The 24,725-nt window shown below is 41.2% G+C and carries 29 protein-coding genes; 23 read left to right on the top strand and 6 right to left on the bottom strand.

Features of this window, described 5'->3' with window-relative positions; translation table 11 throughout:
- Nucleotides 1-2: 2 nt before the first annotated feature.
- From ctaF to BMZ22_RS07515, 3 genes are all read left to right on the top strand, one after another.
- Nucleotides 3-326, top strand: a complete 324-nt coding sequence (gene ctaF / locus BMZ22_RS07525) for a cytochrome c oxidase subunit IVB (protein ID WP_090083802.1) — start codon at nucleotides 3-5, stop codon at nucleotides 324-326.
- A gap of 221 nt (nucleotides 327-547) precedes the next feature.
- Entirely contained in the window at nucleotides 548-1,453 is a 906-nt protein-coding gene (gene ctaG, locus BMZ22_RS07520; RefSeq protein ID WP_090083800.1) for a cytochrome c oxidase assembly factor CtaG, read from the top strand.
- Between the two features lie 135 nt (nucleotides 1,454-1,588).
- Nucleotides 1,589-2,044, top strand: coding sequence for a DUF420 domain-containing protein (locus tag BMZ22_RS07515; RefSeq protein WP_090083797.1), 456 nt, complete (start codon nucleotides 1,589-1,591; stop codon nucleotides 2,042-2,044).
- A 26-nt stretch (nucleotides 2,045-2,070) separates the two neighbouring features.
- Here BMZ22_RS07515 and ytvI read toward each other — a convergent pair whose 3' ends face one another.
- Together ytvI and BMZ22_RS07505 are read right to left on the bottom strand one after the other, a co-directional pair.
- Nucleotides 2,071-3,129: a sporulation integral membrane protein YtvI gene (gene ytvI / locus BMZ22_RS07510; protein WP_090083795.1), complete on the bottom strand. Its 1,059-nt coding sequence runs from the start codon at nucleotides 3,127-3,129 to the stop codon at nucleotides 2,071-2,073.
- 206 nt (nucleotides 3,130-3,335) lie between these two features.
- Complete coding sequence (locus tag BMZ22_RS07505) at nucleotides 3,336-3,701, bottom strand: YugN family protein (protein ID WP_090083792.1); 366 nt, start codon at nucleotides 3,699-3,701, stop codon at nucleotides 3,336-3,338.
- Between the two features lie 147 nt (nucleotides 3,702-3,848).
- On the opposite strand from BMZ22_RS07505, the gene BMZ22_RS07500 reads away from it, so the two are divergent.
- The 6 genes from BMZ22_RS07500 (at nucleotide 3,849) to BMZ22_RS07470 (ending at nucleotide 7,546) form a co-directional block, all read left to right on the top strand.
- Nucleotides 3,849-4,277, top strand: a complete 429-nt coding sequence (locus tag BMZ22_RS07500; RefSeq protein WP_090083789.1) for a CBS domain-containing protein — start codon at nucleotides 3,849-3,851, stop codon at nucleotides 4,275-4,277.
- Between the two features lie 122 nt (nucleotides 4,278-4,399).
- Entirely contained in the window at nucleotides 4,400-5,467 is a 1,068-nt protein-coding gene (locus BMZ22_RS07495) for a CAP domain-containing protein (RefSeq protein ID WP_245745258.1), read from the top strand.
- Between the two features lie 614 nt (nucleotides 5,468-6,081).
- A complete protein-coding gene (ylbD, locus tag BMZ22_RS07485) occupies nucleotides 6,082-6,477 on the top strand; it encodes a YlbD family protein (protein ID WP_090083784.1) in 396 nt (131 codons plus the stop codon).
- 10 nt (nucleotides 6,478-6,487) lie between these two features.
- Nucleotides 6,488-6,721 (top strand): YlbE-like family protein, encoded by a 234-nt coding sequence (locus BMZ22_RS07480; protein WP_090083781.1) that lies wholly within the window; start codon nucleotides 6,488-6,490, stop codon nucleotides 6,719-6,721.
- 58 nt (nucleotides 6,722-6,779) lie between these two features.
- Nucleotides 6,780-7,214, top strand: coding sequence for a YlbF/YmcA family competence regulator (locus BMZ22_RS07475; protein ID WP_090083778.1), 435 nt, complete (start codon nucleotides 6,780-6,782; stop codon nucleotides 7,212-7,214).
- Nucleotides 7,215-7,270: 56 nt separating this feature from the next.
- Nucleotides 7,271-7,546 (top strand): YlbG family protein, encoded by a 276-nt coding sequence (locus BMZ22_RS07470; protein WP_090083775.1) that lies wholly within the window; start codon nucleotides 7,271-7,273, stop codon nucleotides 7,544-7,546.
- A gap of 18 nt (nucleotides 7,547-7,564) precedes the next feature.
- On the opposite strand, the gene BMZ22_RS17095 is transcribed toward BMZ22_RS07470, so the two are convergent.
- The gene (locus BMZ22_RS17095; protein WP_218144027.1) at nucleotides 7,565-7,771 is read right to left on the bottom strand and encodes a hypothetical protein; all 207 of its coding nucleotides are present in this window, start codon (nucleotides 7,769-7,771) and stop codon (nucleotides 7,565-7,567) included.
- Nucleotides 7,772-7,884: 113 nt separating this feature from the next.
- Here BMZ22_RS17095 and rsmD point away from each other — a divergent pair, with 113 nt between their 5' ends.
- Nucleotides 7,885-8,451, top strand: a complete 567-nt coding sequence (rsmD, locus tag BMZ22_RS07465; RefSeq protein WP_090083773.1) for a 16S rRNA (guanine(966)-N(2))-methyltransferase RsmD — start codon at nucleotides 7,885-7,887, stop codon at nucleotides 8,449-8,451.
- Nucleotides 8,452-8,934, top strand: coding sequence for a pantetheine-phosphate adenylyltransferase (gene coaD / locus BMZ22_RS07460; protein ID WP_090083770.1), 483 nt, complete (start codon nucleotides 8,452-8,454; stop codon nucleotides 8,932-8,934). It begins immediately after the preceding gene.
- Nucleotides 8,935-9,056: 122 nt separating this feature from the next.
- On the opposite strand, the gene ylbJ is transcribed toward coaD, so the two are convergent.
- Nucleotides 9,057-10,265 carry a sporulation integral membrane protein YlbJ gene (gene ylbJ, locus BMZ22_RS07455; RefSeq protein ID WP_090083767.1) on the bottom strand — a complete coding sequence of 403 codons (1,209 nt, stop codon included), beginning with the start codon at nucleotides 10,263-10,265 and terminating at the stop codon, nucleotides 9,057-9,059.
- Nucleotides 10,266-10,497: 232 nt separating this feature from the next.
- On the opposite strand from ylbJ, the gene BMZ22_RS07450 reads away from it, so the two are divergent.
- The gene (locus BMZ22_RS07450) at nucleotides 10,498-11,526 is read left to right on the top strand and encodes a SepM family pheromone-processing serine protease (RefSeq protein ID WP_090083765.1); all 1,029 of its coding nucleotides are present in this window, start codon (nucleotides 10,498-10,500) and stop codon (nucleotides 11,524-11,526) included.
- A gap of 267 nt (nucleotides 11,527-11,793) precedes the next feature.
- Here BMZ22_RS07450 and BMZ22_RS07445 read toward each other — a convergent pair whose 3' ends face one another.
- On the bottom strand, nucleotides 11,794-13,005 hold the full coding sequence (locus BMZ22_RS07445; RefSeq protein WP_090083762.1) for a nucleotidyltransferase: 1,212 nt from the start codon (nucleotides 13,003-13,005) through the stop codon (nucleotides 11,794-11,796).
- A 171-nt stretch (nucleotides 13,006-13,176) separates the two neighbouring features.
- Here BMZ22_RS07445 and BMZ22_RS07440 point away from each other — a divergent pair, with 171 nt between their 5' ends.
- From BMZ22_RS07440 to BMZ22_RS07425, 4 genes are all read left to right on the top strand, one after another.
- Entirely contained in the window at nucleotides 13,177-13,701 is a 525-nt protein-coding gene (locus tag BMZ22_RS07440; RefSeq protein ID WP_090083759.1) for a YceD family protein, read from the top strand.
- Between the two features lie 30 nt (nucleotides 13,702-13,731).
- Entirely contained in the window at nucleotides 13,732-13,908 is a 177-nt protein-coding gene (gene rpmF / locus BMZ22_RS07435) for a 50S ribosomal protein L32 (protein WP_090083756.1), read from the top strand.
- Nucleotides 13,909-14,066: 158 nt separating this feature from the next.
- Entirely contained in the window at nucleotides 14,067-14,828 is a 762-nt protein-coding gene (locus BMZ22_RS07430) for an enoyl-CoA hydratase/isomerase family protein (RefSeq protein WP_090083754.1), read from the top strand.
- Between the two features lie 97 nt (nucleotides 14,829-14,925).
- Entirely contained in the window at nucleotides 14,926-15,408 is a 483-nt protein-coding gene (locus BMZ22_RS07425) for an RsfA family transcriptional regulator (protein WP_090083752.1), read from the top strand.
- 76 nt (nucleotides 15,409-15,484) lie between these two features.
- Here BMZ22_RS07425 and BMZ22_RS07420 read toward each other — a convergent pair whose 3' ends face one another.
- Nucleotides 15,485-15,973 carry an N-acetyltransferase gene (locus BMZ22_RS07420; RefSeq protein WP_090083749.1) on the bottom strand — a complete coding sequence of 163 codons (489 nt, stop codon included), beginning with the start codon at nucleotides 15,971-15,973 and terminating at the stop codon, nucleotides 15,485-15,487.
- Nucleotides 15,974-16,151: 178 nt separating this feature from the next.
- Between BMZ22_RS07420 and BMZ22_RS07415 the strand changes: the two genes are divergently transcribed.
- The 7 genes from BMZ22_RS07415 to BMZ22_RS07385 all read left to right on the top strand — a co-directional run bounded on the left by BMZ22_RS07415 (nucleotide 16,152) and on the right by BMZ22_RS07385 (nucleotide 24,599).
- Nucleotides 16,152-16,532, top strand: a complete 381-nt coding sequence (locus BMZ22_RS07415; RefSeq protein WP_090083746.1) for a DUF3397 domain-containing protein — start codon at nucleotides 16,152-16,154, stop codon at nucleotides 16,530-16,532.
- 110 nt (nucleotides 16,533-16,642) lie between these two features.
- Nucleotides 16,643-18,268, top strand: a complete 1,626-nt coding sequence (gene bshC / locus BMZ22_RS07410) for a bacillithiol biosynthesis cysteine-adding enzyme BshC (RefSeq protein WP_090083743.1) — start codon at nucleotides 16,643-16,645, stop codon at nucleotides 18,266-18,268.
- Nucleotides 18,269-18,493: 225 nt separating this feature from the next.
- The gene (gene mraZ, locus BMZ22_RS07405) at nucleotides 18,494-18,925 is read left to right on the top strand and encodes a division/cell wall cluster transcriptional repressor MraZ (protein ID WP_090083741.1); all 432 of its coding nucleotides are present in this window, start codon (nucleotides 18,494-18,496) and stop codon (nucleotides 18,923-18,925) included.
- A gap of 42 nt (nucleotides 18,926-18,967) precedes the next feature.
- Nucleotides 18,968-19,948, top strand: coding sequence for a 16S rRNA (cytosine(1402)-N(4))-methyltransferase RsmH (gene rsmH, locus BMZ22_RS07400; RefSeq protein WP_090083738.1), 981 nt, complete (start codon nucleotides 18,968-18,970; stop codon nucleotides 19,946-19,948).
- Nucleotides 19,945-20,322: a cell division protein FtsL gene (gene ftsL / locus BMZ22_RS07395; protein WP_090083736.1), complete on the top strand. Its 378-nt coding sequence runs from the start codon at nucleotides 19,945-19,947 to the stop codon at nucleotides 20,320-20,322. The genes rsmH and ftsL overlap by 4 nt, the downstream gene beginning before the upstream one ends.
- 16 nt (nucleotides 20,323-20,338) lie before the next feature.
- Complete coding sequence (locus tag BMZ22_RS07390) at nucleotides 20,339-22,537, top strand: penicillin-binding protein (RefSeq protein ID WP_090083733.1); 2,199 nt, start codon at nucleotides 20,339-20,341, stop codon at nucleotides 22,535-22,537.
- A 133-nt stretch (nucleotides 22,538-22,670) separates the two neighbouring features.
- The gene (locus BMZ22_RS07385; RefSeq protein ID WP_090083730.1) at nucleotides 22,671-24,599 is read left to right on the top strand and encodes a stage V sporulation protein D; all 1,929 of its coding nucleotides are present in this window, start codon (nucleotides 22,671-22,673) and stop codon (nucleotides 24,597-24,599) included.
- Nucleotides 24,600-24,725: the final 126 nt, after the last annotated feature.

The raw sequence follows: 24,725 nt of genomic DNA, 5'->3' as shown, positions 1-24,725 counted from the left end.
CAATGGCAGATAACACCAATTCCAATAAAGCTGATTCATTCCAAAAGCAAAAAAATAAAGAAGAGATGCAAAAACAGCTCATAACCTTTGCATTAATGATTTTGTTTACAATTATTGCTTTTGTTATCGTAGCGACAGGCGTGATGGACGCCATGTTCGTCATTCCTATCATCATTGTATTGGCGCTTGTTCAAGTAGGTTTTCAGTTATACTATTTCATGCATATGAAAGACAAAGGTCACGATATGCCTGCTGTGATGATGTACGGCGGTATATGGGCTGCCGTATTGACACTTGCTGGACTTGGTGTCATTTCGTGGTGGTAATTATTTAAGAAGACCGGGTCGGTACCGTGCCGACCCGGTCTTTTTTGATTTGCACTTGTTGTTTATTTTTGTTTCGCATTCTACTGGAAATATCATTAGGTATGCCTCCAGCGGGCAGGGATTTGTTTTTAATTTGTCACATATGATTATGTGCAGTAGTGCTAAATGCGTTATAATATAGAATGAAATATAATTTGTATAAGTATATGGAGTGGGTTTTTATGTGGCTCGAACTTCAAATATTCGGATTTCGTGCATTATGGAGTCCCTATTATCTTTTATTTGTTTTAGGGATTGCTTTGTTATATTTTATGATCACTGGACCCTATCGTCATAAGTTTGGGGGAAAAGGAGAAGCCGGTCCTACTGGGCTGCAGCAGTTCTTTTTCTATGGAGGACTTGTCATTCTTTATGCAGTTAAAGGCGGCCCCGTCGATTTATTATCACATATAATGCTGACGGCACACATGATTCAAATGGCACTGTACTACATTGTGTTTCCGATCTTTATTATAAAAGGTATTCCAACTTGGCTATGGAAGAAAATGGTGTACCGTCCGGTTGTCCAGCCGGTTCTGAAGTTTCTTTCTATACCGCTCATCTCTTTATTATTATTTAATACACTTTTTTCGCTCTATCATTTGCCGGCGATTTTTGATTTTGCTAAGTCGTCGCAAGCAGCGCATTCTTCCATATCCGTCATTATATTGATTGCCGCTTTTATTGTATGGTGGCCAATCTTGACGCCTCTAAAGGAATTTGATCGTATTTCGCCTTTGGGTAAAATATTTTATATTTTTGCCAACAGTGTACTTATAACGCCTGCGTGTGTTTTGATTATTTTTGCAGATACACCGGTTTATGCAGCTTACACGCAGGATGGGGCGTGGCTTCAAGCGCTGGCGCTTTGTGTGCCTACAGGTGTTTTGCAAGGGTTGACACCAGCTATTTCTGGACCGGAGATGTTCTCTCCTATGTCCACACTGGAGGATCAGCAATTAGGCGGTATAATTATGAAAATAATGCAGGAAATCACATATGGCATCATATTGGGACGTGTTTTCTTTAAATGGTTTACATCAGAAAGTTTGCGTGTAGATCCACTGCCTGCAAATTCAAGCGAATAAAATTATAAAAATATAGCGGGGTCCTTAAGAAAGGAGGAGCCCCTGTTTTTTATCATTCATTAGGTTATGAATTAACGGATGCCTTAATATGGTTGGTTATAGACTAGACGAAGAGAAAGGAAAGGAATTTTTCATATGCCGTTACTCCCCACAATAAGTACGCTATTTATCATAATAAGTGCCGTTCTGGTGGCAGTCGGTTGGCGCTTTATTATGAAAGGGAAAGCATCAGCACATAAGAAAACGATGATTTCTGCAGCAATTAGTGCTCTGCTATTTTTTATCATTTATGTATCCAGAACTGTATTTATTGGCAACACAAGCTTTGGCGGTCCGGAAGACCTGAAAATCTACTACACAATATTTTTGATTTTCCATATCACCTTAGCTACCACAGGTGCCATATTCGGGGTTGTGACAATCACATTGGCACTCAAACGGAAAATAAGAATTCATCAAAAAATTGGTCCTGCCACCGCCATCATTTGGTTTTTTAGTGCAGTGACTGGTGTTATGGTTTATCTGTTCCTATACGTCTTTTTTGACAGTGGCCAAACAACCAGCATGATAAAGGCAATATTGGGAGGTTAAAAAAAGTGTGCGGTTATCCGCACACTTTAAAATTTTATATTGAGTTTTATAATGCCCGCTTCTCTGGCTGAATTAAATGCGATCAGCAGCAGTGGGCCTAGAATAAAGCCAAGCAGGCCGAGCAACTTAATCCCTAGAAACATTGCAATCAACGTGGCAAGCGGTGACAGGCCAATGTGCTGTCCCATTACCTTTGGTTCAACAGTCCTGCGAATAGCGAGTAATATGATTGCCAGTACTGCCAACTGTATGCCCAGTATGAGGTCTCCTGCAATGAGTGCAAAAACAGCCCATGGTCCAAGAACTGCAATCGACCCGATAATCGGAATGAAGTCGACCACCCAAATAATAATCGACATAATTATTGCAACGTCAGGTGTGAAGAGCAACAGACCGATCAGTGTGACGATAAAGATAATGATACTCACTAGAAACTGTGCTTTAAAGAATCCTAAAATGACCTCGGCCAAACGTTTGTTCATAAACGAAACTTTTTCGGCTGTTTCTTTTGTCATAAAATTATATAGTTTCGATTTCAGTATAGGAAGCTCCAGCATAAATAAAAATAATGCAATTAAGTAAACGATAAAACTGATTAAATATTGAGGGATCCCCGCTACAAATTGCGCAATTCTGTCAATTGTAATGGTTTCTTTTAATGTTTCACTCATTGATGTCAGTTGTGATTCAATTGTGCTGGTTACTTGTTCATAAAATTCATCAGGAATATTTTCTGTATATTGCTGAAAATCGGATTCCCAGTTAGCATAAATTGAATTTAATTCAGTCACGTAAGAGGGGATTTCCTCAACAAAATTAACGACTTGGGTAACAGCCTTCGTTACAACAAATGTGCCACTGATACCTAAAAAAACCATAAATAAAAGGAAAACAATAATGACTGATGCCTTTCTGCTTAAGTTTATCTTTTTCTGAGTAAGCCGAACGAGCGGGTTAAGAATCCATGCAGTTATTAGTGCAATGACCAACGGCACCGATATAGGCAATATAAAGAAAAAGATAATCAGCAGAAAAATGGCCAGAAAAATAAGAGTCCATTGGCGCTTAGTAATTGACCTAAACAAGATAAGTGGAAGTCTCCTTTCGATATATACCCGAAAAATAACGATATAAGTTAGAAAGATATAGGTAAGTATCTATGGTAGTTGCAGATTAAGATTAGCATTTTTCGTTTAATGTTTAAAAATAAGAGGAGATCATTTATTTTTCTGCAGAAAAAGCCAACTACTTTTTTCACCGGTTAAAGCAGTTGGCTCGGCATTGAAAAACATTATTTTTTATGCTGATTAACCTCATCTTTAACTTTTGAAACAAGGTTCGCAGCCCGATCAACAAGATTTTTCGGAAAATTTTCTTCTTCGCCGTATTCTACACCATGTGGATAATAATGCTTGCCGAGAAGTGGTGTCTTTAACTGAATAACGGCGTTTCCGCGGTCCACATCACCTTCGATGGCGTAACCTTGTATTCGGATGTAATATGTAATGTTTTTTTCTTTCGATTCAATTCTATAGTCATATGTAACACGTTCATAGTCCCATTGCCCGGCACGGATGAAAGCATGGTTTCCCATTAAGCGGTCTAAAGGTTTTAAGTCAATGATCGCTTCTTCAATTCCTGTGTTTTCCAGATACATATTTATCCACCTCACAAAATTATCCTAACATCTTAATAATAGTAAAAATGCATGCAACTTGCAATCGAAAAGGATGTAAAATCCGTATGCAAGATATTTATGTTTTGGGAAAGGTTATAAATGATAGCACTTTAAGGAGGCGATAGTATGAAAAGTATTAAAGAAGTTATGAGTGAAGATGTTGCTGTTTGCCAAAAGGAAGATACACTGTTTGATGCAGCTTCAAAAATGAAAGCCCAGAATGTTGGTGTGATTCCGGTATGTTCCGAAAATAAAGAGCTATTGGGAATGGTAACAGACCGTGATCTGGTTCTGAGGGGTTACGCTGAAAAGAAATCAGATTCTGCAACGGTACAGGAAGTAATGAGTGACAGGCTCTACCATATCTCGGCAGATGCTTCAGTTCAAGAAGCTAGTGATATGATGGCACGCGAACAGATTCGTCGGTTGCCTATTGTGGAAAACGGCAAGCTTGCCGGGATTGTTTCACTTGGGGACTTGTCGTTGGACGATAAGTCAAATGAAGCTGCAGGAAGAGCACTCGAGGATATTTCAGAAAGACCAGAGCTACATTAATGTAGTATAATTAAAGCAGCCAATTTTAAATTGGCTGCTTTTTCGATTGATAATTATCATGTATTTATTTTTTCTTCATATAAATAGTTTACATAACGATTGTTTTAATAGAAGGGAAGAGTATGATGCGGTTTATACCACTATTCGTTATAGTCTCATTAGCACTCACCGGTATTATTTATCTATTTGAAGGAAGTGAGTTATTAGAGAAAGATTCAATAGAGCATCACAGTCAGGCTGTCGAAAAAAGTGGTAACAAGCTCGAATCAAAACTCGCACCGGGAAATCGTCGAACTGTTCCATTTGAAGGCAGCCTTTATCAGTGGATGGATAAATCCACAAGTGAATTGCTGGAAACATTTGGGGAACCTCAAAGAAAAGATGCGAGTCCTTATGGGTATCAGTGGTGGCTTTATACAGATGGGAAAGACCAGTTTATTCAATTTGGTGTGGAGAAGGACAAGGTGGTATCAATTTATGCGCTGGGAGAGAAGTTATCCATTAAGCCTGCAAAAATCGGAATGAGCTATGCCGCTGCTGCGGATGTCTTTTCTATGTTGAATGAAGTAACGTATAACAACGATTTATCTTCTTATACGTTTAAGCTAAGTGATAAGGAATTACTGGAACGTCCCTTGGTAAAGGTTAATGGCAACATTTTTTTACAGCTCTATTTTGATACAATCACTCAGAAACTCTCAGCTGTTCGTGTGCTGACAGCCGATAAGCTGCTGCAGCATCAGCCGTATGAAATGCATTACCGGGGCGAACTGCCTGGAACTCAAGAGCTGACAGATGCACAATGGGAAAAAGTAGAAGACGGGGCGGAAAAGCAAATATTTCATATGACAAATGTGATCCGCAGCCAATATGGTCAACCTGAGCTGAAGTGGGAGGACAAAGCCAGTGAGGTGGCATATCTGCATAGTGCGGATATGGCTCAAAATAACTATTTTTCACATTATACTCAAAATGGTGATGGCTTAAAAGACCGACTGCAAGCAAAAGATGTATTTTTTCAATCTGCCGGGGAAAATATAGCCGCCCAGTACCCTGATGCACAGGCTGCGCTTCATGGATGGCTGAATAGTGAAGGACACCGCGAAGCTTTGCTGAAAGAAGACTTTACACATTTAGGGGCCGGTGTTTACCGTTATCATTATACCCAAAACTTTCTTAAAAAAGAGTAGTCATTTCTTTAAAACTATTTTCGCATAGCTTGTTATTATCTGTCTCGAACTGGATGTAAACTGCGAACCAGTTAAAATTCTTCCTTCTTAATTTCGGTAAGCATTAAAAGCCGCTCCGGCAATATACTTCGCTTTCCATGGGCACGGCCTCAACCTCCTCAGAAAGCAAAGACCGCTTTCTTGCGGGGTCTTCGGACACGTGCTGTTCCCATAGGAGTCTGCGTATATTGCCTACGCTAAAAAGTGCTTACTGTAGTTTTGTCTGTTTAACGAGTAATGCAACGTTATTTAAACACTCACGTAAGCAGCTGGAATATGCGAGACTCCTGTGGGACAGCGAGCCTAAGAGACCCCGCAGTGAGCGGTTTTTGCTCACGAGGAGGCTCGTGGGGAGCCCACGGAAAGCGAGTATATTCCAGCTGCGTCTCAAGAAAGTTTCCCAAACGATCCAATCAAACTTTACGTCGCAGTTTATGGATATTACGAAGATTACAAAGCAACAAAGTTTACAAAATGAGCCTTTATTAACGACGCTAGATTTGCTGGTGATTCACAATGAGTGCCTAATTTTCATAAATTATTAGTAAGCGTTATTGTTTACTGAGGTGAAAAAAATGAGTGATAACCTCCATCCAAGTGTGAAAGAGTTTAAAGCTTTTTTGCAGAGGCATCCGGAGCTGGTTAAAGAGGCAAGAAAACATGGAAAAGGGTTTCAGACGTACTATGAAAAATGGGCTCTGCTCGGCGAGGATGATCCATTTTGGGATCAATATAAAGGTAAGGACAACGGAACTACTTCGGATAATAAAAATGATGGCAAAAAAGAAATAATAGAGCGGCTTGTCAGAATGTCTGAGAATATTGACATGGAAAAACTTCAAAAGCAAATGGATAATGTTAATCAAACAATCTCAACGGTCCAGGGGCTTCTTGGACAGTTTCAATCGTCTCAACATCAGTCTAAACCGCCATTTAGAAACCATCACCTGTTTGACAGTTTTAAGGATTAGAGGTGGTTTGATGCAGGCATCAGTACACAATTATCTACAGCAAAACCCAAAATACGCCCATTTTGTCCGACTTAATCCGATTTGGTATCGTTACTTGACCAGAGAGCCATCCAGGGTCAATGAGCTTGAAAAGGCGTCAAGATATTTTTATGGTGAAACGTTCTCTCAGAAAGTAGATAAAATCGGCAGTCACGTACAAATGCTCAACATGCTGATTAATTTCACCGAAATCATGAAAGACTAGCTCTGCTCCTATTTTAATCTTCATGATTACATGATAAGATAGGAGTGGAGGTGAGACAATGATAGGAACATTGGAATATGCCGATATTCTTGATCATTCGGAAGTCGTCAGTAAGATGGTCCTGAAATCTGATGTCATGGAATCCTATCAAGGTGCACGGAAAGCTCTTGATGAAGATGCAGAAGCACAAAAGCTGATTAAAGCTTTTAATGATATAAAAGAACAGCACGAAGAAGTTCAGCGATTCGGGAGATACCATCCTGATTATAACGAGATCATGAAAAAAGTGCGCACGACAAAACGTGAGATGGACATGAATGAAAAAGTAGCTGAGTTTAAAATAGCCGAGCGCAACTTACAGAAAATGCTCGATGATATAAGCGAATATATTGCTTTCAGCGTCAGCGATGAAATTAAAGCACCAAAAGACGGTGCGGCTTTAACCGATGTTGGTTGCGGTCATGGCGGAAAATGCGGATGCAGTGCATCTTGATGGACGGCTGATATTCTGATAAACTGACTGAAAAATCATGTTAGTGAGGATAAGCAATGAGAACGAAACGTCAAGGTTTGATTGTTTGGTTTCAACATATGAAGAATATTAGGCACATTAAGCGTTATGGACACTTGATTTATTCATCGAAAAAACTGAAATATGCGGTCATTTATGTGGATCAGGCTATTCTTGAAACGGTGGAAACCAAATTATTGAAATTGCCATTTGTTTCAAAAGTAGACCGTTCGTATAAGCCTTATTTGCAGACAAATTTCGAGAACGCCAAGCCTGATAAAGCAAAACAATATGACTACAAAATGGGAATTTGACCTTTGCAGCATTACATATTATAGCTGCAAAGGCTTTTTCTGTTTTATACCGCCTTTTTTATAGCATAGAAAAAAACCTGCAGAATATTTTTCTGCAGGTCCCTTTGTTTTCTTGTAAGAAAACAAAAAGGCAAAGGGAGAGGAGAAACCGGAGGAAGAACTTATGGGGAAGTGTAAGTCTTCTCCGTGTTTTAGAAACAGCCAAGCAATTTTGTGCTGTTTCATTATGTTATTATGGACAGTGGAACGTTTTATATACATAAATTCTCTAAATGATTTGCGGCAGATACTTGCGAATTTATAAAGATACGCTTATTATAACTTATTGAGGTGGTTGTATGCGTGTGGTTGCCGGTATACATAAAGGGCGTCAGCTGGCATCAGTTCCGGGAAAAACAACAAGACCTACTTCGGATAAAGTGAAAGAGGCAGTATTCCAGGTTCTGGGGCCTTTCTTTAATGGTGGAGACTGTCTTGATTTGTTCGCCGGAAGCGGGGCACTTGGAATAGAAGGATTAAGCAGGGGGATGAACAAAGGCATATTCGTGGACAAGCATCCGAAAGCTATACATACCATTCATAAAAATCTTAAGGCACTGAAGTTGAACCATCGTGCCGAGGTATTTCGTACAGATGCCTTTCGCGCTTTAAACGCTGCCTTTAAAAGAGGGTTGGCTTTTGATTTAATATTGCTGGACCCGCCTTATCAACTGGTAAGTTACAAGGAGTTGCTTGACTTAATTTATGATCTCCGGTTACTAAAAGAGGGCGGCCTGATTTATTGCGAACACAATAGCTTAGAGCAACTACCCGTAACACCCGGCCAGTTTTCAAAAGTGAAACAGGAAGCGTATAATGACACAACGGGAATCACCATCTATCAAAATGCAAAGGGGAGCGTTTGAATGAACCGATTGGCGATTTGTCCGGGCAGTTTTGACCCGGTTACATATGGACATTTAGATATCATTGAACGAGGATCCAAAATTTTTGATGAATTGATTGTTGCTGTATTTAATAACCAATCCAAGGCGCCTTTATTCACAGTTGACGAGCGAGTTGAACTTTTGGAGGAAAGCACACGGTATCTTCCAAATGTCTCTGTTGATACGAGTGATGGACTTTTAATTGATTATGCGCGTGAGCATAAGGCTGATGCTATATTACGCGGGTTGCGTGCTGTGAGCGATTTTGAATATGAAATGCAAATTACAGCCATGAACCGGAAGTTGGACGATAACATCGAAACACTTTTTATGATGACGAACAACCAGTACTCCTTTTTAAGTTCGAGTATTGTTAAAGAGGTTGCCAAATATAAAGCAGATGTTGCCGACCTGGTGCCGGGTCCAGTTGAGAAAGCATTGAGGTCTAAATATAACAAATGATCAAAGAGGTTGGGAAATAACAAAAAAGAGCATTGGGAAAGATGAACGCCGGGCGTATTTATGGAGCGGGTGATTTGCACTTAATTCGGATTTTTCCATGTATCTTTTTTATCCCGACCTCTTTAAATTTTTTTAATCCTGTTTAACAAAATTAATCCGGCTAAAGCGAGAGCGACCAATGTTATAAAAGGTCCTAAATCAGCCAGGCGGTGTAAGACAGCAAGCCACGATTCTTCGTCAGCACCATTTGAGACAGGCACCCCTTTAAAGTCAAAAGAGGTTCGATTTAAATATAAAGGTGTGTAAAACAACGCTGTCAAAATTGCCGCAAATATGCCGTGGAGAATTCTTGCAAAAAAGTATGGGGCAAATCGAATATCGGTTGGTGCAAGAATGCTTGCTACCTGAGCTTGGACCGACAGACCGTTAAATCCCAGTATAAAGCTGACAACGATGATTTTCTCCAGTAAATTGGCGGATTTCTCCTGGGAAATTAAATTCGCACCGAGTGTAATCTCAAATAACCCTGAAAATAAAGGCAAAGCTAAATCAACCGGCAGCATGAAAATTTGTAGCAAATACTGAAACAGGGTTGCAATAATTGGCGAAATGCCGGCAATATATAAAAGTTTTGTAAAAACAGAGAACAAAATAATAAAACCGCCGACCATCACTAATGTTTGAATTGAATTCAGCACGGCATCACCGACGATTTTACCAAAGGGCCGAGGGTCGTTAATTCTAGTACGATGCATTTCACGGAACGCTCGAATAATGGATGCTGACGGTTTCTTTGATTTTGGTACTTTCAGTTCAGCCCGTCTGCCGTAAAACCGCATACATACTCCGACAAGCGCATTCCCAATATAATGAGAGGCAGCCAGTACAATCCCCAGCTTAACATCATAAAAAAAACCAACTGAAACAGCTCCGAATATAAAAAGAGGACTTGATGCATTTGTGAAGGAGACAAGACGCTCAGCTTCTATTTGGGTTAATTGGCCTTCCTCGCGGAGACGCGCTGATATTTTTGCCCCGGTGGGATAACCGCTTGCCATCCCCATTGCCCAAGCAAAACTCCCTGATCCAGGAACATTGAATAGTGGGCGCATAATTGGTTCAAACAGCACACCAATAAATTTCACAAAACCGAAACCAATCAGCAGTTCGGCGGTTATAAAAAATGGCAAGAGGGAAGGGAATACGATTTCCCACCACATGTTCAATCCCCTGATACTCGCCTCTAATGATTGATCGGGATATTTAATCAGGCAAAATGCAATAAATGTTGTCACGCCTGACAAGAGCAATGTTTTCAATTTTTGTACCATTGAGCAGCCCCCTGTAGAATCTGTGAATCCTGTACTTCTTAATTGACAAGTAGTAAAATAATGCTAGTTCTATATTTTTTTACACTCAATTAGCGTCAGCATTTAAACGTGAGTGGTCGTTTCGATTGGTTGTACGAGTCTATATCAATATACGCACATACAATATGTTTTTATGACATACACTTTTGCGACACGACCTTTTGAATGCTTTGGGACGGAAAGGTGATTATTCTTGAGATTTACAAAAAAACATATTATTTATCTGATTTTAGTGGTTGCTATCGCATTATTTATATCCGCATACAAACTCCCTTTTTATGTCTATAAACCGGGAGGCGCCGATGCACTTAATGCAATAGTTGAAGTAGCGGAAGGGCATCAGAGCGAAGGTGATATGCACCTCGTTACGATTCGCGGAGGACAAGCTACTCCTGTTCAATATATAATGGCTAAAGTTATGCCCCATCAGGAGATAATGCCGCTGCGTGAAGTCAGACCAGAAGGCGTATCAGAAGACGAATACTTTCATGCTCAGCTGCAAATGATGGAAAGTTCTCAGGAAGCTTCAACCGTTGTAGCTTATGAAGCGGCCGGAGAAGACATTACGATCGATTATAAGGGTGTCTATGTTGTCTCAGTTATTGACGGAATGCCGGCAGATGGTGTCTTACAAACAGGAGACAGGATTACGGCTATTGATGGAAACGAAATCGATGAGTCAAATGATTTAATTGATTATGTTGATAACAAACAGGCGGGGGACACGATTACAGTAAAAGTCGAACGTGAGCAGGAGGTAATTGAGAAGCGTATTCAACTAAAAGCTTTTCCGGATATGGATGAGAGAGCGGGTGTCGGCATCCAGCTTGTAACCGACCGCAATGTGGAAGTTGACCCTGAAGTGAACTTTTCCAGCGGCAGCATCGGAGGTCCGAGCGCTGGTTTAATGTTTTCTTTGGAAATATATGATCAGTTGACTGAAGAAGACCTAACAAAAGGGTATGAAATCGCCGGGACCGGCGAGGTGGATTATCAAGGAAATGTGCATCAGATTGGCGGTGTCGATAAAAAGGTGATTGCTGCAGACAGGGAAGGCTGTGATGTCTTTTTTGCTTCCGATAACAAGGAGGCTGAAGATTCGAACTATGAGAATGCTGTAAAAACAGCTGAAGAGATCGGTACCGATATGAAAATTGTTCCTGTTAATACGTTTCAAGACGCCTTGGATTATTTGCAAAACCTTGAACCTGCCCAAACATAAACCACTAGGTGCCAAAAAGAGGTTGGGACATAACTTATATATCCAATATAAAAGACGAACGATAATGAAGCTTAGCGGAGGAAATATGCGTAGACTCCTGCGGGAAGAGAGGCATAGGTGAGACAAGGAAGTGCCTTGGCACGAGTTGGCTCACCAGCCGCCCGCGGAAAGCGAAGCATATTTCCGGAGCGGTGTATCCCGCTTCCTTTCCTAATAATCGTTCGTCTTTTCCTTTACTTTCAAACCTTTTGTCCCAGCCTCTTTAAATTAAATCATAATCGGCGGCTGAAGTTCTTGCCGTCGAAATTCATTTCGCTTACGAGGTGGCAGTATACTGTAATAAGCGCTGCTTGCTTTTTCCTCTGTTTGAGCCATTGTGTCGTTCGTTTGGTTAAGTGCTGTGATCAGTGGCACATCCATTTGTTTCTTTCGGGAATTTAAATATTCCTGACCTTTTTTGGTCATGCCAAGAAGTCTCACATAAGGAACTGATGGGTCAGCTTTTACTTGGCTCATCTCTGCTTTAGCAGTATTGGTTAAAATATGAGCGAAAACACGTTGCAATCTGGTCCATGTGTAACGTTTGGTTTTAATGGCACGCATCCATTCATGAAAGGATGTGACGTTGTTTGCGTATTTTTTAATCCGATATTCAAGTCCTTCATCTACACCATGGATGGCCGCAAGTTCTCCAGTTGACATCGTCATTACGCGATATTGCACTAAGCCGAAATACTGCTCCCACGAATGCCAGCTATTTGCCATTTGTTTATAATGCAGCAGCTGGGAGATGGTTTCTTCCGGAAGTGCACTCTGCGCTTGCTTTGTCAGCTCACCTGAGTTTAAAAGCTCTTCACGGATGCTTGTTGCACTTGCGATAGATCCAGTGATCGTTTGGTCATGGTAATTGCTTTTTATCCGGTTAATGGTTAAGGGTTCGATTGGCAGCTCATTATCCATTATTGATTTCACATAGCCGAATCCAAGGATGTTGTTTGGTTTTGCCAAATCCATCTTGTCGGTGGTTAATCCAACTTGTTTATAAGCCAGGCGGCTGGCTTCAGGGAACGATGTGCCCTTATCGAGTTGTTCATGCAGTGCCGTTTGATAAGTTGCCTGATTATTTTTAAGTGCGTGATAGCCATGAATGAAATAAGAGATATCACCAGACTCACTGCCGAAACAGATGGTTGAAACACCTGCCTTATAGAGTGTCTTGACAGCCCCCTCAGCGAATAAATCACTGCTCTGGACAGCGTAGAGGTAAGGCAGCTCAAGTACAACATCAACCCCGGCTGATAACGCAGCTTTCGTCCGGTGAAACTTATCAATGATAGCTGGCTCACCACGCTGCAGAAACGAGCCACTCATAACAGCTATGATACAATCAGCGCCGGATGTTTTCCTGGATTCTTGTATATGATAAGCATGACCATTATGAAATGGATTATATTCAACTATTAAGCCACAAGCTTGCATGGTCTCAGCCCCTCTTTCAAGTTGCTATTAATTGTACCAAAAAAGGATGTATATGCATAATTGGTTAAGAACTAAAAGGGTAGACTCATTATAAGCTGGCGTGTAAAGAAAAAATGTTGACAAAACTGCTTTTTCCTTTTAAAATTACTCTTGTTGCCTTGAGGTGATAATATGAAAATTTCGTTAGGACAAATTAAAAAAAATTCAGGGAACGAACCTTTTACGTTCGATGAACAGGTTGATGTTTCAGAACTGGAATCAATGAATAATGATATCCGGCAAATCGGTTCGGTCCACGTACATGGAAATGCGTCAGATCAGGGTGAAGAAATTATATTCACCTTAAATATTGACGGCAGGATGATTCTTCCTTGTGCCCGCACATTGGCCGATGTGCCTTATACATTTGATATCAATACAGTCGAAGTGTTTTCTGAGTCACCTTATGAGGATGATGACTCCGATGACGAAATTCATCCAATCGATGGGGAGGTACTTGACTTAACTCCCTTGATCAAGGAAAATATTTTATTGGATGTTCCGTATCGTGTATTTTCGGATGACGCCAATGCAAAAAAACAAGCCCCTACAGAAGGGGAAGGCTGGGAGTTTGTATCTGAGGAGCAAAAGGAATCAAAACCAGACCCGCGTTTAAAGAAACTGGAATCTTTATTGGATGATAAAGAAGAAAAGTAGAAATGGTTTCATTTGAAGGAGGTGTAAGTGATGGCAGTACCAAAAAGAAGAACGTCAAAAAAGGTGAAAAACCAACGTCGCACGCATAAAAAATTGCACACGCCCGGCCTGGTTGAATGCTCAAATTGCGGTGAACTTACAAAACCGCATCATGTTTGCAAATCTTGCGGGCATTATGATGGAAAAGAAGTCGCAGCAAATGACTAATCACAAATTAAAGCTTCTCTGAAACAGATCACTGAATTAAGTGATCTGTTTTTATATACGCTGCTTTTCTCTGTGTGAATGTGGAGCCCGCAATTTGTACGATCACGATTGTATTGTATGATAGATATAACGATGAACAGGAAAGGGAGAATGAGCAGATGTCCGAATTAGTCACATACCGATATGATGAGCAAGGTTATGGCGAGATAACGCTGAACCGGCCGGAAAAAATGAATGCAATTTCAAATGAGATGACCCAATCCTTCAGTGAAGCGCTCAATAAGGCAAAACAGCAATCAATCAAATTTCTGATTATCACAGCTTCCGGTGACCGGATGTTTTGTGCGGGTGGAGATCTAACCGATTTGCATGGCGATTTGGATACTGAAGAGGCGTTTTCAGTGTTATATCCAATGAAAGAGGTACTCTACAAAATCGCATCATTTCCCGTCCCGGTTATATGTTTATTAAATGGTGATGCAAGGGGCGGTGGCTGTGAAATTGCCACTGCGTGCGATTTTCGTATTGCAAGAAGCGGGACCCGTTTTGGCTTTGTGCAGACAAAGCTTGGTATCACACCCGGATGGGGTGGCGGGAGACTGTTATATGAAAAAGTTGCGTCTGTTTTTGCGTTTCAATGGCTTATGGAAGCAAAAATTTATGAAGCGGAATACTTGCGGACTAAGGGCTGGGTCCACAGTATAGCTTCTGAAGATGAATGGAAAGACAGGGGAATCTTATTAAAACCGTATCTTGCTAAATCAGTTGAACAGATGAAGGTACTGAAAAACCAATATTTACGTCAAATTTCTATTTTACCGCTTTCTGCTCAAATGGATGAAGAGGTGAGAAATTGTGCTAATCTATGGGAAACTGCCGAACACAAGGAAGCAGTTAAGCAGTTTTTCTCACGCAAATAAGCATTTCCGATCTATCATGAAAATTTTGTGTCTGAACAAGTCTATTACCCCTATCTTTTGCATACATTGATAGCAAAAGTGTTAGGAGGGGTGTGTTATGAATGCAACACGGCAGGATGCATGGACACAAGATGAAGATATATTATTGGCAGAAACTGTCCTACGTCATATAAGGGAAGGTAAGACGCAGCTTGAAGCGTTTAAAGAGGTAGCGGAAAGGTTATCAAGAACATCAGCAGCATGTGGCTTCCGCTGGAACGCCTCCATCAGAAAACATTACGAGGAGGCTATTGAAAGTGCTAAAGAAGACAGAAAGCGTAATAACCGCCAAAAAACATTAACGCATTACGAGTCAAAAACTGTAGCTGCCGAAGACCCGCTTGCGGCTGCTATCTCGCTTCTTGAAAAAATACGCACAAGCCCATCGGTGGAAGACCCCGTATTACCGGAAAGTCTTGAGGCAGCACATAAAAAGCTGGTTCAGGAAAATGAAGCGTTGAAGAAACAGCTGACACGATACGAGCAGGCTTGGGAAGAAATGGGGAAGCTATGGAATTGGGTTAATGAACAAGAAAAATAAAAAAAGAGACATGAATGCCAGTTAATCCGCCATTCATGTCTTTATTATGTTATAGTCATGATACTTTACGATTATATTATTGACCGGTGTCTTTTTCTTCAACACCTTCAGGCATCCAGATAAGAGGATTCTCGCCCCGGTCCCTTTCCATGTCATATTGAGCTTTTTGGAAGCCCATTTTTTCCCAAAAATTATGTGAGTTGATTCGCGGGTTTGTTTTAATCGGCAGCTCGAAGCTTTTGGCAAAATCAACGAGAGCTTTTCCATAATATCTCCCCCGATAATCAGGTAACACTTCAAGCTTCCACAGTTCCAGATAATCCTGAGGTGGGTCGAAGTAATTATCATATTTGGCGCGGACTCTATATAAACTCATGCGTGCTATTAAATTATGGCCGATATAAATCCCGTAAAATGGTGATTCACTATTGTTTTCAATAATATTGTTCTGAAAGTCTTCCAGCATTGAAAGCTCCTGGTTGCCATATTCTTTGAAACGTTTAAACTGCTCCAATGTTTTATAATTAATTAGGAGTCTTTCAACTTGTATATTATTATTCGTCATTTTTTCAGCCCCCCAAAACAAAGGTATTTAGAATTCCTCCATTATTAATTATAATATAAAAAGACTGGGAATGGAATGAAAGCGAATAATAATTATGCGTTTTCAGCAATAAATTCCTTTCTCTGTGTTGGACACTTTAGAAAAATACGGATTTGCAGAAGGGAATTAATGACCGAATATGATATGGGATATAATTGTTTATATTATGGGCATCCTCATTACCATACCTTTTATGGCAACCGCTGCTGTTTATTTTGCCAGCAAAAAACTGAATAGGAATGAACGTAGAGCCGTTCATGCTGCTGTGAATTGGACAACACTTTTTTACATTATTGCAGTGCTCGCAATGTTGGAGACAATTGTTGGCAGATCGTTCCTAAGCTATATCATTGTACTGCTGCTAAGTATGTTTACTGTTATTGTGGTGTTTCAGTGGAAAAGATATACTGAAGTTGTTTTTAATAGGGTGTTTAAAGTCTTTTGGCGTGCCTGCTTTTTAATTTTTCTTTTGCTTTATGTTCTTCTGGTTTTAATTGGTGTTTTTGTATACATAATATAACATCTTCAACTTCGAAGTAAGCGTTAATAAACAGAATGGGTGCAAACCTATACTGATTTATGTACAATCATAATGGATAGTTTTGATTACGGTAAAAGGAGCATAGACATATGCACATCACACCAATTAAATTACAAAAGCAAAATGCACTAATCGATGATTATCGAAGGCAGGATTCAACTATTTTAGAGCATTTTGACTATGATCCATATTCTGAGGAAACGTATCTAACCAGAAGGCAGCAACTCAAGCAAAAGCAAATCGACCGTGACCAGCTTGCAGAGGTGTTGACCAATATGAATAAGCGGTGGAATGCGCCACAGCATACATATCAAAATATTGAACGTCTTAAAGATGAAAACAGTGTTGTAGTGATCGGGGGTCAGCAGGCGGGACTTCTCACCGGGCCAATGTATACGATTAACAAGATTATATCAATTATCCAGATGGCTGAGCAGCAGGAGGAGAAACTTGAAGTTCCTGTTATACCCGTTTTTTGGGTCGCCGGTGAAGATCATGATTTTGATGAAATTAACCATATTCATGTTCAAAACGAGAATGGTTTCACGAAACATATATTGAGTCAAAAAGTCACCGATAAAACCTCCGTTTCAGATGTTGAGATTGATAAGGATGCTGCGGTTCAATGGATTGATGAGTTATTTCAACAGCTTACCGAAACTGAACACACCAAAACTTTATATGAGACGGTTTGCAATTGTTTAGATCGTTCTTCTTCATATGTTGATTTTTTTGTGCAAGTGGTTTATCAATTGTTCGGTGAAGAAGGAATAATTCTGGTTGATTCCGGTGCTGAGGAACTGCGTGACATCGAACGCGACCATTTTATAACGTTGATTGAAAATCAGCAGGAAATCAGTCGCGGCGTCTATACATCGATACAACAGCTGAATCAAAAAGGTTACACGATTTCGCTTGAAGCAGCACCTGACGAAGCACATCTTTTCTACCACAAAGACAATGATCGGGTATTAATGGTACGACACTCTGATGGTGATTGGTCAGGGAAACAGAACGAAATCAGCATGACCACTGAAGAAATGAAAGAAACAGCCAGACATCACCCGGGACTCTTAAGCAACAATGTTGTGACAAGACCGGTTATGCAGGAGCTTTTATTTCCTACGCTTGCATTTATCGGGGGACCAGGCGAAGTGGGTTATTGGTCAGCTTTAAAGTCAGCCTTCCATGCGATCGGTCTGGAAATGCCGCCGGTTCTGCCCCGGCTTTCCCTGACGTTTATCGACCGCCATATCGATAAATCAATGCAAAAATACGGCATATCCGCTGAGGAAGCGATTAACCAGGGAACCGACGCGTTCAAAACAAAATGGCTCGCTTCTCAAAGCAGCGCACCTATCCATCAGGTAGCCTCAGAAGTGCGACGGGCTGTTGGCAATGTGCACGAGCCATTACGGGAACTTGCCCGGGAAACACGTTCTGATTTAGGGGATTTAGCAGATAAAAATTTATATTATTTAAACGAGAATATTTCTTATCTCGAAAACCGTATTATAAAAACGATTGAAGAAGATTACAGTAAACAGCTGCTTGAATTTGACCAGGTCCATCAAGCGGTGCATCCTTATAATGGATTGCAGGAACGTATCTGGAATCCATTGTTTTGGCTCAATGCTAATGGTATTGATTTTATAAAAAAGATCGTCCGGGAACCGTGTTCTTTCCAGGATGATCATCATGCAGTTTATTTATGATGGTGAACCCTCCACCTTCTACCACATTTATTCAATATGTGGCAGAAGGTGGTTTTTTTTATGCCGAAAAACAGTCTGTTGCGCTTGTGAAACACATCTGGCCGATAATATTTAACTTACAAAGAGTGAACCAGTTTGAAATGTTTTATACAAAATTTTAAAGTTTTGGTGGTGAATAGTGGGGGAATGTGGTAACATGTGTTATAAGAAAGTGGGGCGGACTTTATGTTCATGGGTGAATTCCAGCACAATATCGATACCAAAGGAAGAATTATTGTGCCCGCCAAGTTTCGGGAGGAGCTTGGAGACAATTTTGTTGTCACCCGTGGACTGGACAAATGTTTGTTCGCCTATCCAATGGATGAATGGAAAATACTTGAAGAAAAGTTAAAAAAACTCCCGCTTACGAAAAAAGACGCCCGTGCATTTACAAGATTTTTCTTCTCTGGAGCCGTTGAATGTGAAGTAGATAAGCAGGGGAGAATAAACATACCCCAGCCACTGAGGAATTATGCTGCTTTGGATAAGGAATGTGTTGTCATAGGCGTGTCCAATCGGGTTGAATTCTGGGCTGACGAAAACTGGCAAGACTATTTCAATGACTCAGAAGAATCATTCGGTGAAATTGCCGAGAACCTGATGGATTTTGATATTTGATTGATAGTAGGTAAATGAAAAGACAGAAACCAGGTGTAATTAATGTTCGATCACTACAGCGTATTAGAAGAAGAAGTCATCGATGGGCTGGCAATCAAGTCTGATGGTACATATGTTGATTGCACAGTTGGCGGCGGCGGTCATGCAGAACGCATTGTGTCCCAATTAAGCGAGGCGGGTTTGCTCGTTGCTATGGATCAGGATCATGAAGCTTTGGATGCTGCACGGAAAAAGTTACAGCAGCATCATGACCGGACGCTTTTTGTTCAGGCAAATTTCAGGCAGCTGGAAGAAACATTCGTGACGCATCAAATCACTAAAGCTGATGGTATTTTGTTCGATCTTGGTGTTTCTTCGCCCCAGCTGGACCGTGGAGAAAGAGGGTTCAGCTATCAGCACGATGCGAAGCTGGATATGCGCATGAATCAGGCTCAGCATCTTGACGCACATAAAATTGTAAATGAGTGGCCGTATAATCAGTTAGTAAAAGTATTTTTCGGTTACGGTGAGGAAAAATTTTCTAAACAAATCGCCCGAGAAATTGAAAACGCGAGAAAAAACCAATCGATCGATACAACATTTCAGCTGGTTGAAATTATAAAAAAGGCTATCCCGGCGCCGGCGCGTCGAAAGGGCGGACACCCGGCAAAGCGAATATTTCAGGCGTTACGAATTACTGTCAATGACGAATTAGCGGCATTCAATGACGCACTTCATCAAGCAGCAAGAAACATTGGAATTAATGGAAGAATCGCCGTTATAACATTCCATTCACTGGAAGACAGGATCTGCAAGCAAGCATTCCGAAAATGGACAACTGCCAAACCGGTCCCGCGTAACTTGCCAATAATACCGGATGATCATCAGGCGCCGTTTAAACTGGTAAATAAAAAACCGATTGTACCAAGCGAGGATGAACTCGATGAAAATCGCCGCTCACGGTCAGCCAAGCTAAGGATTGTCGAAAAAACAGGAGAATGGCATGAAGATTTCACATTTGAAGAAGGGTGGAAAAAGTCATGAACGAGAATCTGGCACGAAGCTGGGAAAAATCGTATGCGTCAAATGTACAAGAGCAAGACCAACAGCAATTAGTTAAAGTCCGGAAGAAAAGCTGGATAACAAAGGGTGAGAAGGTCTTGTATTCGCTGACAGCTTTTATGCTGATAGCGGTCTGTATTTATGTCGTAACATTTGCTTCCGCAACAGATGCACTGAACAGGGATGTGGAGTCACTTAATCAAAAAGTCGAGCAGCAGGAAGTTGCCAATGAAGGACTTGTTTATGAAAAAAAGCAATTAGAGCGACCTGAAAGAATTATTCGAATCGCTAAAGAAAATGGCTTGAAAATACAAGATGCCCAAGTTAAACAGGCAACAGCTTTTAACACTAACTAAACAAGGCGGATGAGTCATGAAGAAAAACAGGAACACCAACATCATGACCGGGATTCTGATTGTGTTGTTTGTTGGCATATTTTTACTCATATCAGGGAGGTTTCTTTATATTCAGGCAACTGGTGAAATTGATGGCGTGTCTTTAGAACAGTTGGCTGAAGAGAAGCGAACTGCATCCTACACCCTTGATGCGGAACGCGGTGAGATTTATGATCGAAATGGTATGACATTAGCTTATGATCGCCCTACATACCGCATTCAGGCAATTACCAGCGAATCGTATACACAGGATGAAGAGGAGCCATTGCATGTCGTTGACCCGGAAAAAACTGCGGAAAAGCTGGCTCCTTTGTTGAATGCCGATAAACAATATTTACTTGAACAGCTGAATGAAGGCATTAATAATGACCAATTTCAAGTGGAGTTCGGGAATGCAGGGAAAGAAATCTCACAGGATACTAAGGAAGAGATTGAGGCATTGGACCTGCCCGGTATTGAATTTACTGAAGAGCCTATTCGTTATTACCCAAACGGCATGTTTGCTTCCCAAATCATCGGCTTTGCACAAAAGAATGAAAACACCATCAGTGGTGTAACTGGGATTGAAAACGAAATGAATGAGCTGCTAAGCGGGGAAAATGGGTCTATTTCGTACGAACGTGATCAATATAATACGAAGTTGCTGAACCCAAATGAAGTGGTTAAGCAGCCGGAAAATGGCGGAAATGTTTATTTGACAATTGATCAGAAAGTCCAGACGCTTCTCGAAGATGTCATGACGCAAATGGATAAAGAATATAGCCCCGAGCGAATGACCGCTATTGTTATGGATCCAAAAACCGGTGAAGTGCTGGCGATGAGTAACAGGCCAAGCTATAATCCGAATGAATTGGAAAGCGTCGAGAATTGGTACAATGATGCAATTTCCACACCTGTTGAACCTGGCTCCACTGTAAAGATGTTCACGTGGGCGGCTGCGATTGAAGAGGGTGTGTATAAAGGTGATGAATGGTTTGAATCGGGCAAGTATAAAATCAGTGACCGCGTGAGTGCAGTCAGAGACCATAATGGCGGTGAAGGCTGGGGTTCGATAACATATGATGAAGGGTTTGCCCGCTCTTCAAATGTGGCAGCTTCTAAGCTTGTATGGGAAAAAATCGGTACAGAGACCTACCTGGATTACTGGAACGCATTTGATTTTGATGAAAAAACGGGCATTGATTTGCCGGGAGAAGAAGCTGGACAGCTTGTTTATAACTACCCGCGGGATAAAATCACAACATCCTTTGGTCAAGCAAGCACCGTTACGCCAATTCAGCAAATGAAAGCTGCAACAGCGATAGCAAATGACGGGAAAATGGTTAAACCGTATGTTATTTCAAAAACAGAAAACCCAAATTCTGGTAAACCAATACAAGAAAAATCGCCTGAGGTTATTTCGGAACCAATTTCAGAAGAGACATCCGATCAAGTGATGGATTTGCTGGGCTCAGTCATTACATCTGAACATGGAACCGGCAAAGAATACAATCTTGAAGACTATTCAGTTGCAGGCAAAACGGGAACAGCCCAAATCTCTGAAAATGGAAGCTACCTGTCGGGCCATGGCAATCACATGTACTCATTTCTTGGCATGGCGCCGAAAGAAGACCCGCAGCTGATGATGTATGTATCCGTTAAAAAGCCTGACATCGAGGCAACCGAAACCGGTTCGGCTCCTCTTTCATTCATATTCAAAAATGTCATGAAAAACAGCTTGCAATATCTCAATATCGAACCTGATAAAGAAGCTTCTGAACAAGTAGATTATGTAGAATTACCGCAAATCATTGATCAAAAAACAGCTGAGGTTAAGAAAAAATTAGCCGACAGTGGCATAAAGGTTTCAGTTATAGGTTCGGGAAATACGATTAAAAAAGCGAGTGCAGCTAAAGGTGAAAAACTGCTGCCTGGAGACAGACTTATTCTGGTAACAGATGCACCGGAAATGGTGAACATCATTGGTTGGTCACTGCGGGACGTTCTTGAATTATCAGATTTGGTTGGGTTGAAGGTTGAACCAATGGGGTATGGTTACGTTAAGACACAAAGTATTGAAGAAGGTACACCGCTCAAACAAGGTGATTATTTAGGGGTTGAACTGGAACCGCCAAATGCTGAGACAGAAACCACAGATGAAGAAACAGAAGAGGAATCCAATGATTCAACCGACTAATTAACAGGAACAGAAGCGTGCCAAACTTTGCGGAAGTTGGCACGCTTTTGCTGTTACAGTCATGTTCTATTCTTTTTTTTGTGTTCATATAGTGGATACAAGCCTATGTATGAATACGAAAAGGGGAAAGAAAATGAAACGTGTATCTTCAGTTACTGTACGAAAGCGAATCATCACGGTTTTTTTGATTGGTCTGTTGTTTTTTACAATTATTGACGTGCGGCTCGGGTATGTCCAATTTGTAATAGGCGATGATCTGATGAAACTTGCCGATGAATCATGGAGCAGGGATATAACGTTTGAGCCCGAACGTGGCAAAATATTGGACAGGGAGGGAGAAGTGCTGGCAGAAAATGTGTCTGCTCCTTCAGTTATTGTTGTTCCCCAACAAGTGAAAGACCCCCAGAAGACAGCAAATGACATCGCGGATGTATTGAATATATCTGAACAAGTTGCCTATGATTATGTCACTGAAGATGCTGTCTACACACGTATTCACCCCGAAGGCCGAAAGATAACGGAAGAACAGGAATCGGCTTTCAGAAGATTAAATTTGGATGGTGTTTATCTTGCGAAGGATTCGAAACGCCATTATCCTTTTGATGATTATTTATCACATGTTTTAGGGTTTGCCGGAATTGATAATCAAGGACTAACGGGGCTTGAGCTGTTTTATAATGATCGTTTGAGCGGAGAGGAAGGAAGTTTATCTTTTTACTCTGATGCTAAGGGTAAAGAGCTGGAACAATTGGCAGATGATTATAAGTCACCCGAAGATGGGCTAAATTTGAAAACGACGATTGATTCCAGAGTCCAAACGATAATGGAGCGCGAACTGGACCTTGCTGAGTCGCGTTATAATCCCGATGGTGCTATGGCAATTGCTGTAGATCCTGACACGGGTGGTGTTATGGGGATGGCTTCACGTCCTAATTTTCATCCTGAAGATTATCAAAATGTGAACTCAGAGATATACGACCGGAATTTGCCAATATGGAGTACCTTTGAGCCAGGATCCACATTTAAAATTATTACATTGGCATCTGCCTTGGAAGAGAACACGGTGGACCTTGAAAATGATCATTTTCATGATGATGGCGATATTTCAGTAGGCGGAACGGAATTGCACTGCTGGAAAAGCGGCGGACATGGTCACCAAAGTTATCTGGAAGTGGTTCAAAATTCGTGTAACCCTGGTTTTGTAGAGATGGGTACCGAGCTTGGTAAAGAAAAGTTATTCAGTTACATTGAAGACTTCGGGTTTGGCCAGAAAACCGGGATTGATCTTCGTGGCGAAGAAAATGGGATTTTATTTGAACCAGATAACATCGGTCCGGTTGAGCTTGGTACAACATCGTTCGGGCAGGGTGTTTCGGTGACGCCAATACAACAAGTGATGGCTGTAGCCGCTGCCGTTAACGGCGGTGAGTTATATGAACCTTATATTGCCAAAGAATGGGTGGACCCAAAGACCAGTGAAGTGGTTGATGAAGTTAAGCCAACATTAAAAGAAAATGTGATATCTGAATCCACTTCCGAAGAAATTCGCTATGCGCTTGAGAGTGTTGTGGCAAAAGGGACCGGACGACCGGCCTACGTGGATGGTTATCGCGTTGGCGGCAAAACAGGTACAGCCCAAAAAGTCGGCCCTGACGGCAATTATATGGCGAATAATTACGTCGTATCTTTTATGGGATTCGCTCCTGCTGATGACCCGGAAATTGTCGTTTATGTTGCCATTGATAACCCGAAAGACACCGTACAGTTTGGCGGTGTAGTTGCCGCACCAATTGTCGGAACAATCATAGGAGACAGTCTGCGTGCTATGGGGGTAGAGCCGAGCGAGGAAGGTCCTGATAAAGACTATGTTTGGCCTGAACAGCCAAAAGTTGAAGTTCCGGATTTGACTGGACTGAAGACTAAGGAACTGACTGAGTACCAGACGACACTATCGATTGAATCGAGCGGTTCCGGTGATTATATTATCGACCAGGCGCCAAGCCCTGGCACAAAGCTCGAACAAGGGGAAACAGTCAGAATATATCTATCCGATAAAAATTGATCGTGAACAAGTTATAAATCTGCTATAATACATTCAGTGGTGTGGTTTAATTTGCTGAGTGTGACTCCAACAATCCCGGACCCGAGAGTCAGTTTAGATGTGACTTAAAGGGGAACATGTTGACAG

Origin of the sequence: Lentibacillus persicus (assembly GCF_900112705.1) — a bacterium.
In the GTDB taxonomy this organism is placed as follows: domain Bacteria; phylum Bacillota; class Bacilli; order Bacillales; family Amphibacillaceae; genus Lentibacillus; species Lentibacillus persicus.
This window is presented reverse-complemented; position numbering and strand designations above follow the sequence as displayed.